This is a genomic window from Phenylobacterium deserti, from assembly GCF_003254705.1.
GTDB classification, from domain to species: domain Bacteria; phylum Pseudomonadota; class Alphaproteobacteria; order Caulobacterales; family Caulobacteraceae; genus Phenylobacterium; species Phenylobacterium deserti.
Genome location: NZ_QFYR01000002.1, coordinates 464,994 through 483,090 on the forward strand (window position 1 = coordinate 464,994; position 18,097 = coordinate 483,090).

Annotated in this window: 14 protein-coding genes, 2 tRNA genes and 1 riboswitch; of the genes, 12 read left to right on the top strand and 4 right to left on the bottom strand. The window is 67.6% G+C overall.

What is annotated here, in order from left to right; all coding sequences use genetic code 11:
* The first annotated feature begins 89 nt into the window (after positions 1-89).
* From DJ018_RS11885 to DJ018_RS11900, 4 genes are read left to right on the top strand one after another with little or no spacing between them, the layout of a single operon-like run.
* Entirely contained in the window at positions 90-2,186 is a 2,097-nt protein-coding gene (locus tag DJ018_RS11885) for a family 20 glycosylhydrolase (RefSeq protein ID WP_111515157.1), read from the top strand.
* On the top strand, positions 2,176-4,680 hold the full coding sequence (gene ptsP / locus DJ018_RS11890; protein WP_240609530.1) for a phosphoenolpyruvate--protein phosphotransferase: 2,505 nt from the start codon (positions 2,176-2,178) through the stop codon (positions 4,678-4,680). The genes DJ018_RS11885 and ptsP overlap by 11 nt, the downstream gene beginning before the upstream one ends.
* 13 nt (positions 4,681-4,693) lie before the next feature.
* Complete coding sequence (gene nagE, locus DJ018_RS11895) at positions 4,694-6,388, top strand: N-acetylglucosamine-specific PTS transporter subunit IIBC (RefSeq protein WP_111515158.1); 1,695 nt, start codon at positions 4,694-4,696, stop codon at positions 6,386-6,388.
* A 58-nt stretch (positions 6,389-6,446) separates the two neighbouring features.
* Positions 6,447-7,463: an SDR family oxidoreductase gene (locus DJ018_RS11900; protein ID WP_111515159.1), complete on the top strand. Its 1,017-nt coding sequence runs from the start codon at positions 6,447-6,449 to the stop codon at positions 7,461-7,463.
* A 10-nt stretch (positions 7,464-7,473) separates the two neighbouring features.
* Here DJ018_RS11900 and DJ018_RS11905 read toward each other — a convergent pair whose 3' ends face one another.
* The 3 genes from DJ018_RS11905 to DJ018_RS11915 form a co-directional block, all read right to left on the bottom strand.
* The gene (locus DJ018_RS11905; protein WP_111515160.1) at positions 7,474-8,805 is read right to left on the bottom strand and encodes a M24 family metallopeptidase; all 1,332 of its coding nucleotides are present in this window, start codon (positions 8,803-8,805) and stop codon (positions 7,474-7,476) included.
* A gap of 63 nt (positions 8,806-8,868) precedes the next feature.
* Complete coding sequence (locus tag DJ018_RS11910) at positions 8,869-9,087, bottom strand: hypothetical protein (protein ID WP_111515161.1); 219 nt, start codon at positions 9,085-9,087, stop codon at positions 8,869-8,871.
* 64 nt (positions 9,088-9,151) lie between these two features.
* Complete coding sequence (locus tag DJ018_RS11915) at positions 9,152-9,340, bottom strand: hypothetical protein (RefSeq protein WP_133254279.1); 189 nt, start codon at positions 9,338-9,340, stop codon at positions 9,152-9,154.
* A gap of 425 nt (positions 9,341-9,765) precedes the next feature.
* Between DJ018_RS11915 and lon the strand changes: the two genes are divergently transcribed.
* The 7 genes from lon (at position 9,766) to DJ018_RS11950 (ending at position 15,869) form a co-directional block, all read left to right on the top strand.
* Positions 9,766-12,159 (top strand): endopeptidase La, encoded by a 2,394-nt coding sequence (gene lon, locus DJ018_RS11920; protein ID WP_111515163.1) that lies wholly within the window; start codon positions 9,766-9,768, stop codon positions 12,157-12,159.
* 167 nt (positions 12,160-12,326) lie between these two features.
* Positions 12,327-12,602 carry an HU family DNA-binding protein gene (locus DJ018_RS11925; RefSeq protein ID WP_420849513.1) on the top strand — a complete coding sequence of 92 codons (276 nt, stop codon included), beginning with the start codon at positions 12,327-12,329 and terminating at the stop codon, positions 12,600-12,602.
* 83 nt (positions 12,603-12,685) lie between these two features.
* A riboswitch (yybP-ykoY riboswitch) is annotated at positions 12,686-12,782 on the top strand.
* 87 nt (positions 12,783-12,869) lie between these two features.
* The gene (locus DJ018_RS11930) at positions 12,870-13,436 is read left to right on the top strand and encodes a TMEM165/GDT1 family protein (RefSeq protein WP_111515165.1); all 567 of its coding nucleotides are present in this window, start codon (positions 12,870-12,872) and stop codon (positions 13,434-13,436) included.
* 43 nt (positions 13,437-13,479) lie between these two features.
* Positions 13,480-13,556: transfer RNA gene (locus DJ018_RS11935), tRNA-Val, on the top strand.
* Between the two features lie 21 nt (positions 13,557-13,577).
* Positions 13,578-14,495, top strand: coding sequence for an aldo/keto reductase (locus DJ018_RS11940; RefSeq protein ID WP_111515166.1), 918 nt, complete (start codon positions 13,578-13,580; stop codon positions 14,493-14,495).
* Between the two features lie 40 nt (positions 14,496-14,535).
* On the top strand, positions 14,536-15,105 hold the full coding sequence (locus tag DJ018_RS11945) for an NADPH-dependent FMN reductase (protein ID WP_111515167.1): 570 nt from the start codon (positions 14,536-14,538) through the stop codon (positions 15,103-15,105).
* An 83-nt stretch (positions 15,106-15,188) separates the two neighbouring features.
* Positions 15,189-15,869 (top strand): MliC family protein, encoded by a 681-nt coding sequence (locus DJ018_RS11950; RefSeq protein WP_165842902.1) that lies wholly within the window; start codon positions 15,189-15,191, stop codon positions 15,867-15,869.
* Between the two features lie 82 nt (positions 15,870-15,951).
* Here DJ018_RS11950 and DJ018_RS11955 read toward each other — a convergent pair.
* Positions 15,952-16,028 (bottom strand) — tRNA-Asp (locus tag DJ018_RS11955).
* Between the two features lie 576 nt (positions 16,029-16,604).
* Here DJ018_RS11955 and DJ018_RS11960 point away from each other — a divergent pair.
* Entirely contained in the window at positions 16,605-18,044 is a 1,440-nt protein-coding gene (locus tag DJ018_RS11960) for a vWA domain-containing protein (RefSeq protein ID WP_240609531.1), read from the top strand.
* Positions 18,045-18,097: the final 53 nt, after the last annotated feature.

Sequence of the window (18,097 nt, forward strand, 5' to 3'; positions counted from 1 at the left end):
CTAGGTTCTTGCAGTCTAATCCCCTACGACTCGGAGGCGGCGCGGTGCGCCCGCGTCGCCTCCGCTTCTTTCGCCGTGGGTGACGTACAATGAAGCGTCCGCATCTGTTCCTCGCTCTGGCCTGCATGGCCGCGTCCGTTTCGGGAGCCGCTGCGGCCGCACCTGCGCCCCTTGTGCCGGCTCCCGCCGTGGAGCGACCTGGGGAAGGGAGCTTCCAGCTATCGGCCCGGACCCCCGTGGTGACGCCTGCCGGTGATGCCGGCGCCCGCGCCGCAGCCGACTACTTCGCGGACTTGATGCGGCGTAGCCGTGGGCTGAACCTCAAGGTGTCGAGCGGAGAGGGTGACGGGCGCAGCGCCGTGGTCTTCCGCCGCGGCGGGCCTGCCGGCGAGGCTTATCGCCTCGACGTGACGCCGGAAGGCATTGTGGTCACGGCCGCGGACGACGCGGGCCTCTTCTATGGCGGCGTCACCGCTTGGCAGCTGGCGACCGCGACCGCTGGCAAAGGCCCGGTGAAGATCGATGCCGTGCAGATCGAGGACGCGCCGCGGTTCGCCTGGCGGGGGCTGATGCTCGACAGCGCGCGGCACTTCCAGAGCGTGGACTACATCAAGGGCTTCATCGACCGGATGGCCCGCGCCAAGCTGAACACCTTCCACTGGCACCTGACGGATGATCAGGCCTGGCGGCTGGAGATCCGTAAGTATCCGAAGCTGACCGAAGTCGGCGCCTGGCGCGTGCCGGCGGGTCCCGGCCCCGCGGCCGACATCGATCCGAAGACTGGAAAGCCTCGCCAGATCGGCGGCTTCTACACGCAAGCTCAGGTGCGTGAGGTGGTCGCCTATGCGGCCGCACGGCACATCACCATCGTGCCTGAGATCGAGATGCCGGGCCACGCCACGGCGGCGATCGCGGCCTATCCGCAGCTCGCTTCGGTGACCCCGCCGCCGGCGACGCCGTCCAATGAATGGGGCGTTCTCGACAACCTGTTCAACGTGGAGGAGTCGACGTTCGCGTTCCTCGCCGACGTGCTGGACGAGGTCATCGAGCTGTTCCCCGGCAAGTACATCCACCTGGGCGGCGACGAGGCGGTCAAGCCGCAGTGGGAGACGAGCCCCGCCGTTCAGGCGCGGATGAAGGAACTCCACATCGGCAACGAAACGGCCCTGCAGGGCTGGTTTATGTCGCGCATGGAGCAGCACGTCAGCTCGCGCGGCCGCAAGATGATCGGCTGGGACGAGATCCTGGAGGGCGGCGTCAGCAAGGGCGCCACGGTGATGTCCTGGCGCGGTGCGGACGGCGCGATCATCGCCGCCAAGATGGGTCACGACACCGTCATGGCGGCGGCGCCCACCTACTACCTCGACCACCGGCAGGGAGACCTGTCCATCGAGCCGCTGGGACGGGGGCTGCTGATCGACCTGAAGCAGGTCTACGACTTCGACCCGGTGCCTGCCGCCCTCGATGAAGCGCAGCGCAAGCATGTGCTGGGCGTGCAGGCGCAGCTTTGGACCGAGCACATGCGGACGGAAGAGCAGGTCTCGCGCCTGGCTTACCCGCGCGCGTTCGCGGTCGCGGAGACTGGCTGGTCACCGGCCGCCAAGCGTGACTTCGGCTCGTTCAGCCAGCGGCTTGGTCCCGAAATCGCGCGTGAACGTGCTCTGGGCGCGGTCATCTCGGACGTGCCGATCACCCCAGTGGCGGTGAAGCTGTCCGAGCGGACGCGGCGAAGCCAGGAGCTCAAGCTCTGCAGCAACGGCATCCCGCTGAACCTGCACGACGATGCGCCGACAGGTGGACGTCACACGACCTTCTTCGTCGATATCATGAACCCGTGCTGGATCTGGGAAGGAGCGGACCTGACCGGCGTCCGCACGCTCGAGGCGTCGGTGGGCCAGCTGCCGTTCAACTTCCAGATCGGTGACGCGATCAAGCAGATCCGCCATCCGGCCCCGGCCACGCCGCAGGGCGAACTAGTCGTGCGTCGTGACGGTTGCGAAGGGGAGATCATCGCCGCCATCCCGCTCGCCCCGGCCGTCCAGAACGCAGGCGTCACCACCGTGCGCGGGACCATCGCGCCGGTCGAGGGGCGACACGACCTTTGCATGACTTTCACCCAGACGGGCATTGATCCCTATTGGGCTCTGGACCGGCTTAGCCTTGGGGAGGCGGCGCGTGGCCGCTGACCTGGTTCTGGCCTCGCCGCTGGGTGGCTGGTGCGCGCCGCTGAGCGAGGCGCCCGATCCGGTGTTTGCGGAGGCCATGCTGGGGGACGGCGTCGCGATCGACCCCATAGGCTCCGTGCTGCATGCGCCGCTGGACGCCGTGGTCATCGGCGTTCATGCGGCGCGCCACGCCGTGACTCTGCGGGCGGACGGCGGGCTCGAGATCCTGCTGCACGTGGGCCTGGAAACGGTCGCTTTGGGCGGCGAAGGGTTCGAGCCGTTGGTCAGGGACGGCGATCGCGTGCGGCTTGGCGATCCGTTGCTGCGCTTCGACCTCGATCTGCTGGCCAGGCGCGCCAAGAGCCTGATCACCCCGATGGTGCTCACCAGCCTGGGCCCTTACGCCGTGGCTCGGCGGCTTACGGACCGGGCCGTTCGTGCGGGCGAGCCCGTGCTGGAGCTTAGCCGCACGAACGGCGCAGCCGTGCACGGCGCCGCGACGCTGGGTCCCGAGGTGTCACGCAGCCTGCGGATCAGTCTGGCGCATGGCGTTCACGCCCGCCCCGCCGCACGCATCGCCGAGACGGCGAAGAGGTTCGCGGCGGAGATTTGGGTCGGCCGGGCGGGGCGCAAGGTCAGCGCCCGCAGCCCCGTCGCCCTGATGTCGTTGGGATTGCGCCACGGCGACGAGGCGGTGGTGATCGCGGCGGGCGCCGACGCGGAGGCCGCGCTGGACGCCGTCTATGCGCTGATCGAGAGCGGAATGGGCGAGGGCAAGCCGCTCGCCTCGACGCAGCCGAAGCCGCAGGCGTCGGTCGAGACAATCACGCCGACCCTGAGCGATGGTGTTCTGCGCGGCGTGACGGCCGCGCCGGGCTTGGCGATCGGTCGGGCGGCGCGCTTCGCGCAAAGTGAGATGCGTGTCCCGGAGGCTGGCCAAGGCGTCGCTCACGAGCAGGCGGCGCTGGTGGCTGCGCTGGCCACGGTGCGCACCCACATCGCGGCGGCCTCGGAAGCCGAAGCCGATCCGACGCGCAAAGCCATCCTGTCCGCACATGCCGGGTTCGCGGAAGACCCCGAGCTGGTGGCCGAAGCCGAACGGCTGGTTGGAGAAGGCAGAAGCGCGGGTTTCGCTTGGCGGGCCGCCACCAATGGCTTCGCGGAGGCTCTTCGTGGGCTTGCCGACCCGCGAATGGCTGAGCGCGTCGACGATCTGAAGGACCTGGAGCGCCGAGTTCTCGCGATCATCACGGGCGAGGCGGACGCCGGGCCTGAGATCCCCCAAGGCTCGATCCTGCTGGCGGACGAACTGCTCCCGTCTCAGCTGATGGGCTCGGAGCCGGGCCGCATTCTCGGCGTCTGCACGGCGCGAGGCGGACCCACGTCGCACGTGGCCATCCTTGCCGCCGCCATGGGCATTCCGGCGGTGGTTGCCGCGGGTCCGGGCGTGCTGTCCGTGCCCGATGGCGCTGGCCTGATCCTGGACGCTGACAGTGCGACCTTGTCGGTGGCGCCCGACGCCAAGGCGCTGGAAGCGGCGCAGGTCCGGCTTGCGGCGAGGGCCGAGCGGCGCGCCGCAGCGCGCGCCGCCGCCGGCTCGCCAGCTGTCACCCTCGACGGCGTCACGACGCCTGTTCTGTCGAACCTCGGCTCCTTGGCCGACGCACGGGCCGCCGTCGCCGCGGGCGCGGACGGCTCTGGGCTGTTGCGGACCGAGTTCCTGTTCCTGCATCGCGAAACGCCGCCCAGCGAGGACGAGCAAGCCGAGGAGTACCGGCAGATTCTCGAGGCGATGGACGGCCGCCCGGTCGTCATCCGTCTGCTGGACGTGGGCGGCGACAAGGCCGCGCCCTACCTGCCGCAAACCGACGAAGAGAACCCGGCGCTGGGCGTCCGCGGCGTGCGTCTGCTGCTGCGTCGGCCGCAGCTGCTGAAGGCGCAGCTGCGCGCCATTCTGCGGGCTGCGCCAGTGGGCGCCTGCAGCATCATGGTTCCCATGGTCGCGCGGATGTCCGAACTGCGAGCGGTGCGATCCGCACTGGACGATGCGCGCAAGGAGCTCGACCTGGATCACGCGCCTGAGCTTGGCGTCATGATCGAGACTCCCGCGGCGGCCATGGTTTCTACACAGCTCGCCGCGGAAGCGGACTTCTTCTCCATCGGGACCAACGATCTGACGCAGTACGGCCTGGCCATGGATCGCGGAAACCCGGAGCTGGCTGCGGAAGTGGACGGTCTCGACCCGGCGGTTCTCGGTCTGGTCGCCCGCACCTGCGAAGGCGCCGCGCGCCACGGCCGATCCGTCAGCGTTTGCGGGGGCTTGGCCGCGGATCCTGCGGCCATTCCGATCCTGCTGGGGCTTGGGGTCAGCCGTCTGTCGATGATCTCAGGCGCCGTCGCCGAGGCGAAGGCGCAGGTTCGCAGCCTGTTGCTGGCGAACTGCCGTGACCTGGCCGTGCAAGCCCTTGCTCAACCTTCCGCTGAGGCTGTTCGCAACCTCGTCGGCCACACCTGAACGGAGCCGGCGCATGCGGTCTCCCCTTGAATCCCTGCAGTCCCTCGGCCGAGCGCTGATGCTGCCCATCGCGGTGCTGCCGGCGGCCGCGCTGCTGCTGCGGCTTGGGCAGCAGGACCTGCTGAACATCCCGTTCGTCGCGGCGGCGGGCGACGCAGTGTTCGCCAACCTCGGCCTGCTGTTCGCCGCCGGCGTCGCCGTCGGGCTTGCCCGTGACAACCACGGCGCGGCGGGACTAGCCGGCGTGGTCTGTTTCCTTATCGCCACCCAGGCCGCCCAGACCCTCTTGCATGTGCCGCCGGAGGCCTTGAGGGGCCTGAGCGGCGACGCCGTCGCGCTTGGCGAGGCGGCGTTCAAGAGCAAGGGGATCGCCAAGCTGGGGGTGCCGATCGGCATCTTTTCAGGCCTGGCCGGCGGGCTGCTCTACAACCGGTTCTGCAACACCAAGGTGCCGCCCTATCTGGCCTTCTTCGGCGGCCGTCGCTTCGTGCCCATCGTCAGCGGATTGGCGGGGCTGGTCATCGCCGCTCTGGTCGGCAGTTCCTATGAGGTGATCAGCGGCGGCATGGACGCCGCCAGCCGCGCCATCATCGGCTCCGGTGAACTGGGGCTCTTCGTCTACGGCGTTCTGAACCGAGTTCTGATCGTCACCGGCCTGCACCACATCCTGAACAACCTGGCCTGGTTTATCGTCGGCGATTATGGCGGGGCGACGGGGGACCTGAAGCGGTTCTTTGCCGGCGACCCCACCGCCGGAACCTTCATGGCGGGCTTCTTCCCGGTCATGATGTTCGGCCTGCCGGCCGCATGCCTGGCCATGTACCACGCCGCCGCCAAGGAGCGCCGCGCGGCGGTGGGCGGCATGCTGCTGTCCATGGGGCTGACCTCGTTCCTGACGGGGATCACCGAGCCCATCGAGTTCAGCTTCATGTTCCTGGCGCCAGCGCTCTATGCGGTGCACGCGGTGCTGACGGGGCTGGCCTTCATCATCACCAGCCTGCTGGACGTGAAGCTTGGCTTCGGCTTCTCGGCCGGGCTGTTCGACTATGTGCTGAACTATGGCAAGGCCACGCGGCCGCTGCTGCTGATCCCGATCGGCGTCGGCTACTTCGGGCTCTATTACGGCGTGTTCCGCTGGGCGATCGTTCGCTTCGACCTGAAGACTCCCGGGCGCGAGGCCGCCACGACCCTGGCGGAAGCTGCGGCTGCGCAGCCGACCGGACATCGAGGACGCGACTTCATCGCCGCCTTGGGCGGGGCAGCCAATCTGGAAAGCGTCGACGCCTGCACCACGCGGCTGCGGCTGGTCGTGGCGGACCAAGCCAAAGCCGACGAAGCGGCCTTGAAGGCGCTAGGTGCAAAAGGCGTGGTGAGACCCTCCGCCAAGGCGCTGCAGGTGGTGCTGGGCCCGGAAGCCGATCAGGTGGCCTCGGAGATCCGAGCAAGCCTGTCTTCGCCAGTCAGCGGGCTGCCCCAGGACGCCGATCTGGATCGCAGCGCCTGGCTTGCCGCACTTGGTGGTCGGGAGAACCTGAAGGCCGTGACGGTTTGCGACGGCCGTCTGCTGTTCGACCTGGGCTCAAGCGCTCGCGCTGACCTGGCGCGGCTTCAGGCCCTGGGCGTGCGGGGTCTCGCCACGCCTTCCGCTACAAGCCTCCACGTGCTGCTGGGCCCAGCGGCGGCCAGCATCGCCAAGGTGCTGAGCTAACGGAACCTGCAGCCTCGGATGAGGTTTCGGCGGCGTGCACCCAGAGCGCGAGGCCGCCATGCTCCAGACGAACCGACCTGCCATTCAGCCACGTCCGCTGCGCCTGCCGGCCGGGATCGATCCGGAAGGCGCGGTGGTGGTGATCCTGGGCGGCTCCAGCGGTCTTGGCCGCGCCGCCGCGGTGGCGTTCGCTCGTGAAGGCGCCCACGTGGTGGTCGCAGCCCGCCGATCGGAATTGCTGGAGGAGGTCCGGCAGGAGTGCGAGGCCCTGGGGCCATCGGCCCTGGCGGTCACCGCGGACGCGACCGACGCCGGGCAGGTCAAGGCGCTGGCCCAGGCGGCCATCGCCCGCTTCGGCCGCATCGACGTCTGGATCAACAATGTCGGGATCGGAGCCGTCGGCGCCTTCGAGGAGACCCCGATCGAGGCGCACGAGCAGGTGCTCAAGGCCAACCTGCTGGGGCACATCCACGGCGCGCACGCGGTGGTGCCGCACTTTAAGGCGCGCGGACGCGGCGTCCTGATCAACACGAACTCGCTGGGCGCCTTCGCGCCTGCGCCCTACGCCGTGGCTTACAGCGCGAGCAAGTTCGGCCTGCGGGGCTACTCGGAGGCGCTACGTGGGGAGTTGGCGCCCTGGCCGGGGATCCGGGTCTGCGATGTCTTCCCGACGTTCCTCGACACCCCGGGCGTGTCGCATGGCGCGAACTATGTCGGACGCGAGCTGAAGCCTCTGCCTCTGGTCTATGACCCGCGCCGGGTCGCCAAGGCCATGGTGGGCCTCGCCCGTAAGCCTCAGAACGCGCGCGTGCTCGGCTTCACCGCCAGCCTCATCCGCCTCGGTCACTTCCTGGCGCCGGGCCCGGTGGTCTGGGCGATGGGGCGCTACATGGAGGCGTGGTTCAAGGTCGCGCCCCGCGCGCCGATCAGCGACGGGGCGGTGTTCCGGCCCATGGCGGAAGGCGCCGAGATCCACGGCGGGTGGAAGAAGCCGGAACTGCGCGCGGCGGCCGGCGTAGCTATCGTCGGACTTGCCGCTGTCCTGAGCGTCGCTGCCTTGCGGCGTCGCAGCTAGCGCACAGCGCTCAGGTTCGGCCGGCAGCCATGAAGCGTTCGATCTCCTCGACCGTGCGAGGAATGTCGCGGCTCAGGTGTTCGCTGCCCGTGGCGGTGATCAGGAAGTCGTCCTCGATGCGCACGCCGAAGCCGCGGCTCTGCATGTAGATCCCGGGCTCGATGGTGATGACCGCCCCGGCGGGGAGGGGCTTGGAATAATCGCCGCCTTCGTGGACGTTCAGTCCGACGAAGTGGCCAAGGCCATGGTAGAAATCGTCGCCATGGCCGGCCTGGCGGATGACCGCCCGAGCGGTTTCCTGCAGATCTTCGTACATGACGCCGGCCCTGAGCTTGGCCCGTGCGGCTTCCTGGGCGCGGAGCACTGTTTCGTAGACGCGCCGCTGCTCGGGCGTGAAGCGGCCGTCCACGGGAAAGGTCCGCGTGATGTCGGATGCGTAGTGGCCCATGGAAGCGCCGACATCGCAGAGCACGAGATCGCCTGAGCGGATCGGTCCGTCGCCGGCGGTGTAGTGCAGCGAGGCGTTGTTGCGACCGGCCGCCACGATGCTGTCAAAGGCAAGGCCGCGCGCGCCCGCGGCCTTGAACTCGCCCTCGATGATGTCCTTCAACTGGTACTCGGTCATGCCTGGCCGGACGGCGCGCATGCCCGCTTCTATGCCGCGCCGGGTGGCCGCGATGGCCTGGCGGATCAGCTCCATCTCCCGCGGCTCCTTGACGAGCCGCAGGCGGGGCAGGACCGCCGTGCTGTCGACCGTGCGAGCGCCTGGTACGCGGGCGGAAACCTTGCCGTAGAGCTCCAGCTCCTTCGCCACTGGGGCATCCGCCGAGCCGATGGGCCCCAGGTAGTGCAACTCGCCCGAGCGCGAGGCGAGGGAGGTCACCAGACTGCCCAAGGTCCCGCGACGGGCCACCCGCTGGAAGCCGGTGCGGCGTTCGATTTCCTCACCCAGCGGCAGGCGCTCCTGCTCCCAGCGTTCGGCTTCGGTGTTGCGGGAGGGGAGCAGCAGCCATTCGCGGAACGTCCGTTCCGTGGGCGCGAGGACCAGAACGGCGCCTGGCTCGTCAACGATGCCGGTCAGCCAGGCGAAGTCCTCGTTCTGGGTGAACGGGGGTGCGGTTGGGGCGTCCGTGACCACGGCTTCTGCGCCGTAGAGCACGGCCACGCCGCCCTTCAGCTCCGACATCAACCGCTGCCGTCGGGCGCGGTAGACCTCCGGTGCGAAGGGGGAGGTGCGCAGGGGGGTGCCGTAACCTGCCGGGGGCGTCTGCCCGAACGCGTGCAAGGGCGTAGCGAGCGGCAGGGCGGCGGCGGCAGCAAGCAGATGGCGACGGTCGAGCATTTGGGTCCCCCGGATCGAGCCTGCAGGCTTCACCGGAAAGACGCCGAGATCAACTGCGCGCGCTCAGCTGTGAGCGTTGAACCGCAAGCGATCGTCCGCAACGTCGCCAAGCGTTTCGGACATCAGCTGAACGAACTCACCTTCCTCGCCAGGCAGACGTTGCGAGGTGATGTTGTCGGGATCGGACGCCAGCATGGTGAGTTCAGCCGCGCGACCGAGGCCTAGCGCAACGACCAGGCGACCAAGGCGGGCGAGCTTCTGTTCGTAGACCGAAGAGGACATGGCCCAGCTCCCGAGGAAGCCGCACCCTAGGCCTTCCGGCGCCGAAGCGCACAATCAAATGAGATCAGGCGTGCGCGCGGTCATCCGACAAGCGCGTCTGACTGGCCGAGGTCGGCGCAAGAGGCTCGGGGCCGGTCACGTCGCGCGCCGCCTGTTCAGCCAGCCGGACCCATTTGGCGGCGAGCTCGAGGTAGGCGCTGCGAATTTCGGCATCGTCGCTGCGGGCGGCGAGTTCGCGCGTCGAATCAGCCATGCGCCGATAGCGCTCCAGCCGTTCTTCCGGCGTCTCTTCGACTTGAACTGCACCCGACATCGCAACTGCAACGGGTCTCCAAAGTAGAGGTTCCGAACTATCCTTTGGGCGCAGCGGGGCGCCAGAGGGAGAGCATGCTTGCTCCCTGGGGCCCTGATCCCCACCTAGGCGCATGGGCGGGGCACAACCTTGCACGAACGGTCCAGCCTTCCGCAGTCAAGCTAGCCTGTGGATGGCGCTGAGGCGCAGTGTCGCGCACGGTCCTTGCTCTGCTTGAAAGCGGCGGGAAACCGTCCACATAAATCGTTCAAGAGCCGCCGTGTGAAGGCGGACGGGTCGTCCGACTCAAGCGCATCGTTTGAGTGACCACGATCCGGAGCCGAGCTCGAAACGCACAAAACGGGCCGGCCAGGAGTTGAAGCATCATGTCCGAGATAAAGATCCTCCCCATCCTGCCCCTGCGGGACATCGTGGTCTTTCCGCACCAGCCGGTGCCTCTGTTCGTGGGCCGTGAGAAATCGGTGCGCGCGCTGGAAGAAGCGATGCGCAACGAGGGCAAGCAGATCCTGCTCGCCACCCAAAAGGACAAGGACGACGACGATCCGTCGCCGCAAGCCATCTACGACGTGGGCGTGGTCGCCACGGTCCTGCAGCTTCTGAAGCTGCCCGACGGCACCGTGAAGGTGCTGGTGGAAGGCCGCGCCCGCGCCGGCATCTCCCGGTTCACCGATCAGGAGGACTTCTACGAAGCCGAGATCGCCTATGTGCAGGAAGACGGTTCGGGCTCGCCCGAAGCCGAAGCCCTGTCGCGGGCGGTGGTCGAGCAGTTCGAGAACTACGTCAAACTGAACAAGAAGGTGCCGCCCGAGGCGCTGGCTGCGATCCCGCAGATCGAGAACCCGGGCGAGCTGGCCGACCGCATCGCCAGCCACCTGTCGGTCAAGATCTCTGAAAAGCAGCAGCTGCTCGAGGTCTTCAACGTCGTGAAGCGTCTGGAGAAGGTCTACGCCCTGATGGAGGGCGAGATCTCCGTGATGCAGACGGAGAAGAAGATCCGGAACCGCGTGAAGCGTCAGATGGAGAAGACGCAGCGCGAGTACTATCTGAACGAGCAGATGAAGGCGATCCAGCGCGAGCTGGGCGAACAGGACGATCACCGCGACGAGCTGCTCGAGCTCGAGAAGCGGATCAAGAAGACCAAGCTCTCCAAGGAAGCCCGTCAAAAGGCGGAAGGCGAGCTGAAGAAGCTCCGCAACATGAGTCCGATGTCGGCTGAATCGACGGTGGTCCGGAACTACCTCGACTGGCTGCTGTCGATCCCGTGGGGCAAGGCCAAGCAGAAGCCGATCGACCTGCAGAAGGCCGAGGACATCCTCAACGAGGATCACTACGGCCTCGACAAGGTGAAAGAGCGGATCCTCGAGTACTTGGCGGTGCAGAGCCGCGTGGGTTCGCTGAAGGGCCCGATCCTGTGCCTCGTCGGTCCTCCGGGCGTCGGCAAGACCTCGCTGGGCAAGTCCATCGCCAAGGCGACCAGCCGCGAGTTCGTGCGGGTGGCCCTGGGCGGCGTGCGTGACGAAGCCGAGATCCGCGGTCACCGCCGGACCTACATCGGCTCCATGCCGGGCAAGGTCATCCAGTCGATGAAGAAGGCCAAGACCACCAACGCCTTCTTCCTGCTCGACGAGATCGACAAGATGGGCTCGGACTGGCGCGGGGATCCGTCGTCGGCGCTGCTCGAAGTGCTGGACCCGTCGCAGAACACCACCTTCGCGGACCACTACCTCGAAGTGGACTACGACCTGTCGCCGGTGATGTTCGTCACCACGGCCAACAGCCTGAACATGCCCCAGCCGCTGCTGGACCGCATGGAGATCATCCGCATCCCCGGGTACACCGAGGATGAGAAGGTGGAGATCGCCAAGCGGCACGTCCTGCCGAAGCTGGCCAAGGATCACGGCCTGAAGCCGGAAGAGTTCATCGTTCCGGAAGCGGCGATCCGCGACCTGATCCGCTACTACACGCGGGAAGCCGGCGTCCGCTCGCTGGAGCGGGAACTGGGCAACCTGGCGCGCAAGACGGTTCGGGACCTGGCTCGGGAGAAGCTGACGTCGATCACCATCGACGAGGAGCGCCTGGCCAAGTACGCGGGCGTCAAGAAGTACCGCTACGGCGAGACGGACGCGGAAGATCAGGTCGGCATCATCACCGGCCTGGCCTACACCGAGTTCGGCGGCGACATCCTGACGATCGAAGCGGTCAAGATGCCCGGCAAGGGCCGCATGACCGTCACGGGCAACCTGAAGGACGTCATGAAGGAAAGCATCTCGGCGGCGAACTCCTATGTTCGCAGCCGGGCGACCCGGTTCGGCATCGAGCCGCCGGTGTTCGAGCGGACCGACGTGCACATCCACGTTCCGGACGGGGCGACCCCGAAGGACGGCCCGTCGGCCGGTGCGGCAATGGCCACCGCCATCGTGTCGGTGCTGACCGGCATCCCGATCCGCAAGGACATCGCCATGACCGGCGAAGTGACCCTGCGCGGGCGGGTGACGGCGATCGGCGGTCTGAAGGAAAAGCTGCTGGCGGCTCTGCGCTCCGGCGTGAAGACCGTGCTGATCCCGACCGAGAACGAGAAGGATCTGGCGGACATCCCGGCCAACGTGAAGGAAGGCATGGAAATCATTCCGGTCTCCACGATGGACGAGGTTCTGTCCCATGCGCTGATCCGGCAGCCGACCCCGATCGAATGGTCAGAGTCGGACCAGCCGGTGGCCGTGGCTGAAGAGCCCGAGGTCGAGCCCGTCCTGACGCACTAAGCGCACGAGGTTCGATCACATTTGGTGACAAGGGGCGGCGCGGGAGCAATCCCGCGCCGCTCTCGTTTGACGGCCAAGCTCCAGCAGTCCTTAATCGGACCCAGCGAGGGGCGCGCAAAGACGCCCGACCGCCTTGAATGAGAAGAGATGGTTGGGAGATGACGCACATGACGAAGGCCGAGCTTGTCGCTGCGATCGCCGACAAGGCTGGACTGAACAAGACCCAGGCGAAGGAGGCGGTCGACGCGTTCATCTCCTCGGTTTCGACCTCGTTGAAAGCTGGCAAGGAAGTTCGGCTGGTGGGCTTCGGCAGCTTCGTGCCGGTGAAGCGCGCGGCCGGCGTGGCGCGCAACCCGCGCACGGGCGAGGCCGTGAAGCGCCCGGCCTCCGCGAGTTGCCGCTTCAGGGTCGGCGACGCGCTCAAGAACACGCTGAACGCCTGAACTGCAGAGTCCGACACAGGGTGCGCGGCCGCCGTCCGGCGGCCGCTTTTTTGTTGGCGACTCCGATCGAGCTCAGCTAAACGCCGCCGCATCTTCGGGGAGTAGCCGTTCGCTCCAGCGAAGCTCGCGTCAACAAACTTGGCCGCAAGGCCATGGCGCGGGCGGCGGGCCTTCAGGCCTGAATTGGCGAGACCGACGATGCAGACCTTCGGCCGAGGCCGGCGGAGGTCAATGCATCGTCGTGCGCCGGCCTCGGGGGGAATTTTCTTGGAAGCGCTGCTCGTATCGACAGGCGTGGTCGCGATCGCGGAGATCGGCGACAAGACCCAACTGCTGGCCATGGTGCTGGCGGCGCGGTTTCGCCGGCCCGTTCCGATCATCCTTGGCATCTTCGTCGCCACTCTTCTGAACCACGCGGTCGCCGCCGGCGTCGGGTACTACATCGCCCAGTGGCTCTCGGGCCGGCTCTTTCAGGTGGTGGTGGGGCTCGCCTTCATGGGCATGGCTGGGTGGGCCTTGATCCCCGACAAGGAAGACGAAGATGCGGCCGCCAAGAGCCATGGCGGCGTCTTCCTGACCACGCTGGTGGCCTTCTTCCTGGTGGAGATCGGGGACAAGACCCAGATCGCCACCAGCCTCCTGGCTGCGAGATTCCACCAGCTGGTCTGGGTGACCGCCGGCACGACCCTGGGCATGATGCTGGCCAATGTGCCCGCGGTGCTCCTGGGCGAGGCGGCCACGAAGGTCATTTCGCTGAAGCTCGTGCGGATCATCGCCGCCTCGATCTTCGGCCTTATCGGCCTGTCGGTGGTGGTTGCAGCGTTGCTGCGCTAGGCGCGGCGGCCGGACTTCTCTAGAAGAAGCCGGCCTTCAAGGCGGGCGGCTAGCTCAGCTGGTCAGAGCACCTGGTTTACACCCAGGGGGTCGGCGGTTCGAACCCGTCGCCGCCCACCATTTCCCCGGAGCCTCGTGCGGATGCGCTACCGCCTGTTCGGCCGCACCGGCCTGACTGTCTCGGAGATCGGCTACGGCTGCGCCAGCTGGTGGGGCAAGCCGCGGTTTTCGGAGGCCGCCGCTCTGGGGCTCGTTCACCAGGCAATCGATCTGGGCATCACCTTCTTCGACACGGGCGCGAGCTATTCGGCTGGCGAGGCCGAGCCGCGGCTGGGCCGTGCTCTGACAGGTCAGGACGTTTCGCGCCTCGTGGTCGCCTCGAAGGCGGGGACCTTCCATGCCGGCGGCGGGCGGATCGCCCGCGACTTCTCCCCCGAATGGATCGTGGGCAGCACAGAGCGCAGCCTCCGCAACCTCGGGCTTGAGGCCTTGGGGCTGCTGCAACTGCACGGGCCGTCGATCCCTGAGCTCACGGACGAGCTGCTCGGCGCGCTGGAGCAGCTCAAGGCGAGGGGGCTTGTCCGAGCCGTGGGGGTCAACAGTTTCGATCCCGACGTGGTCCGGCACGTGATTGGCCTGCCGACCATCGACGCCGTCATGATCGATTACAATGTCCTGCGCCCGGAGCGTGAGCCACTGATCGCAGCGGCTGCGTCGGCAGGGAAGGGCGTCCTGGCCGGAATGGCGCTGGCGATGGGGCATACCGGCCTAAAGGTCGCCAAGATCCGCGGCCCGCAGGACCTCTGGTACGCCGCTCGCGGCCTGATGCGGCACCGCGGCGAGGTTGCGAGAGGGGCGCGCTTCTCGTTCCTTCACCGGCAGCCGGGGATCACCGGTTCCCAGGCCGCCCTGGCCTATGTGCTGGAAAACCGCGACGTGGCCTGCGCGGTCATCGGAACCACGCGCCCTGCGCACCTGGCGGAGAACGCCCAGGCTTCGGACCTGTCGCTTCCGCCGCGCCTGAGAGAGCAGATCCTCGAGGCGCAGGCGGCGTTCTAGGCGGCTGCGCGATCGAAAAAGTCACCAACCGGAGCACCACATGGCCCCCAAGCTGCACGTGATCGTCTGTTCCACGCGTCCTGGACGGATCGGTCCCTCGATCGGCCGCTGGGTGCAGGAGGCGGCCCATCGGCACGGCCGCTTCGAGGTGGAGCTGGTCGATCTCGCCGACTTCAATCTGCCGATCTACGACGAGCCGAACCACCCTCGCACCGGCAAGTACGAGCACGAGCACACCCGCCGCTGGAGCGCCAGTGTGGCGGCCGCTGACGCCTATGCCTTCGTGATGCCCGAGTACAACTTTTGTCCCCCGCCGAGCTTCGTGAACGCGGTGAACTACGTCTACCACGAGTGGACCTATAAGCCGGCGGGGATCGTCAGCTACGGCGGCGTCTCGGGCGGCTTGCGAGCCGCACAAGCCGCCAAGTCGCTGCTCACGTCTGTGCGGATCATGCCGCTGCCGGAAAGCGTGCCGATCCCCACGGCCTCCAAGCTGCTGGACGAAGAGCGCCGCTTTCTTGCCAATGAGCTGCACGAGGCTTCCGCGAAGCTGATGCTGGACGAGCTGGTGAAATGGTCGGACGCGCTGAAAAGCCTGCGCACAGAGTAGGAGCGGGCGTCGCACTCATCCTGCTTCTCGGCGCTTGCGAGCGAGCGCCCGCCGCCGCGCCGAACGAAACAGCCACGCCTGAGATGGCTTCAGGGCAGCCGGTGAACCCCGATCCCGGTGTTCGCACCTATCTCTGCGAGAACGGCGAGACCATCGAGGCCGGCTACCCTGACGACAGCAGCGCGATGGTCCGCTATCGAGGCCGGCCCATTCCGATGAAGGCCGCGCGGGCGGCAAGCGGCGTTCGGTACGTGGGCTACGGGCTGCAGTGGTGGACCCGCGGCATGGATGAGGGACGCCTGAGCGTTCTCAAGGACGGCGAAGACATCGCCAGCGATCCGGGGATCACCTGTCGCGTCGGCGGGACGCCAAAACCCACGACGCCGGCGCCAGCGACCCAAGATCCGGGCGCGGAAGCCGCAGGCGTCGCCCGAGCCTGGTTCGCACGCGCTGCGGCAGGGCGGGCGACGGACGCAGATTGGACCGAGGCCGGGCAGGCGAGCCGCGCAGCGTTGTTAGAGCAGATGGCGGCGTTCGAGACGCTTGCCGCCGAGGTCGGGCCTCCGGGCGCCGTCCAAGGGGCGGCCGGATCGCTCTACGTGGAAATGCCCCTGTCCCTGAACGGGCGGCTGAAGGCCGGCGGCGAGACTGAGCGCACGGGCAAGGTGGTCATGCGGAGGATCAACGACGTGCCGGGCTCCACCGGCGCCCAACGCCGCTGGCGGATCGAGCGCGTTGACTTGGAGCGACCGGCAGGAGGCTAGTGCGTCGTTCGCCGCATCGTGTGCGCATGTCCACCGATATGGCGGGCGCCACTTCCTGATCCGTATCGATTTTGAGAGGAAGTGGCGCGAGTGACGGGACTTGAACCCGCGGCCTCCGGCGTGACAGGCCGGCGCTCTAACCAACTGAGCTACACCCGCGTGTGGCCCGGAGGCCTGCGAAGGCCGGTCTGATATTTCCGGGCCGGCGGACTGTCAACGCCGGAGTTCGGATTATTTCGGCTCACGGTCTCAAGCCTGTGGATCGATACCGCTGTGCGGCCACAACAGCCCCTTGCATACCTAGAGCGAACCACGTGTAGTTGCGGCAGGGGATCGGCTCGCGTGGAGTTCAGGATGTCGTCCAAGTCCCGTCTGGTCGTTCTGGCCGGCCTCAGCGCTATCACCGCAGCCCCGCCAGTCACCGCCGCGCCAGCGGCCCCGGATGGGGGCGTGACCCCGGAAGCCTGCCAGGCCCTCGGCTACCGCGTCGGCGAGCCGCCGGCTCGAAGGGGCGTGATCACAGGCCGCATGCAAAGCGCGCCGGTATACGTGCCGCAGCTTCCGCCTCTCCCTGTCCCACCGGTGTCCCAGCGCATCGAGGATCCTCGGCCGGGCGCGCCAGCCCCGCCGCCGCCGCCGCCGCCCCCGCCGCCACCACCGAGCTTTCAGGCTCGGCCGCCGGTTGGCGTGCCAAGCGTTCCCAGGATTCCGCCGCTTCCCGTGCCGCCGGTTCCAATGCGGACGGAGACGGAGCGCTACCCCGGCGCGCTTGCCAATCCGGTTCGCCAAGTGGCTGAGGCGCCGGTATCCACCTTCTCCATCGACGTGGACACGGCCTCCTATTCCAACGTCCGGCGGTTCCTGAATGACGGTCGCCTTCCGCCCGCCGACGCGGTGCGTGTCGAGGAGATGATCAACTACTTCGACTACAGTTACCCGCGGCCTGAGAACGCCCAGACGCCGTTCCGTCCGTTCGTCGCCGTGGCTCCTTCGCCCTGGTCATCCGAGCGGCAGATTCTGCATGTCGGTCTGCAGGGGTATGAGAGCGCGGCGCGCGAACGGCCGCCGTTGAACCTGGTGTTCCTGATCGACACCTCAGGTTCGATGATGTCCGAAGATCGCTTGCCCCTGGCGCGCAAGGCCCTGGGCGTGCTGATCGACCAGCTTCGGCCGCAGGACGGCGTGGCCATGGTCGCCTATGCGGGTTCCGCAGGCGCGGTGCTCGCGCCCACGAGCGGACGTCAGAAGCTCAAGATGCGTTGCGCGATGGAGACCTTGCAGGCCGGCGGCTCCACCGCTGGCGGAGAAGGGCTGGCGCTGGCCTACGCCCTGGCGAGGGAGAACTTCGATCCGAAGGCCATCAACCGCGTCGTGCTGATGACGGACGGCGACTTCAACGTCGGCGTCGCGGATCCCTCGAAGCTGAAGGACTTCGTGGCCGACAAGCGCAAAGAGGGGACGTACCTGTCCGTCTTCGGCTTCGGTCGGGGCAACTACAACGACGTGATGATGCAGACCCTGGCTCAGAATGGAAATGGGACAGCGGCCTACATCGACAGCTTGAACGAGGCGCGTCGACTGTTTCGCGATGACTTCTCGAAGCAGCTGTTCCCGATCGCCGACGATGTGAAGATCCAGATCGAGTTCAATCCGGCCACCGTCCGTGAGTACCGGTTGATCGGCTACGAGACCCGCATGCTGGCGCGGGAAGACTTCAACAACGATCAGGTGGACGCGGGCGAGGTGGGGTCGGGAGCGTCCGTCACCGCGCTCTACGAGATCACGCCAGCAGGCGCCCGGGCGTCGGTCGACCCGCTTCGTTATGGCCAGGCGCGACCACCGGCGGGCGGCGGGGCAGGGGAGCTGGCGTTTCTGAAGATCCGCTACAAGCTGCCGGGCCAACCTGCGTCGCGCCTGCTGGAGCGGCCAATCAGCTCTGCCGACGCGTTCCCGACCCTGGCGAATGCTCCCGAATCGACGCGATGGGCGGTCGCCGTCGCAGACTTCGGCCAGAAGCTGAAGAACGATCCTCGGCTTGGGTCGTCGTTCGACTGGCCGGATATCGTCGAGGTCGCCCAGACGGCCCGGGGGCAGGATCCGTTTGGGCAGCGCGCCGAGTTCGTACAGCTGGTTCGGGCGGCGGCGACCGCGCGCCGGGTCAACGATCTGCCCTGAAGCTCGCTAACCGAACGGCGCTCCACCTATAGCCTCATTTGCAGGCTTCAAAC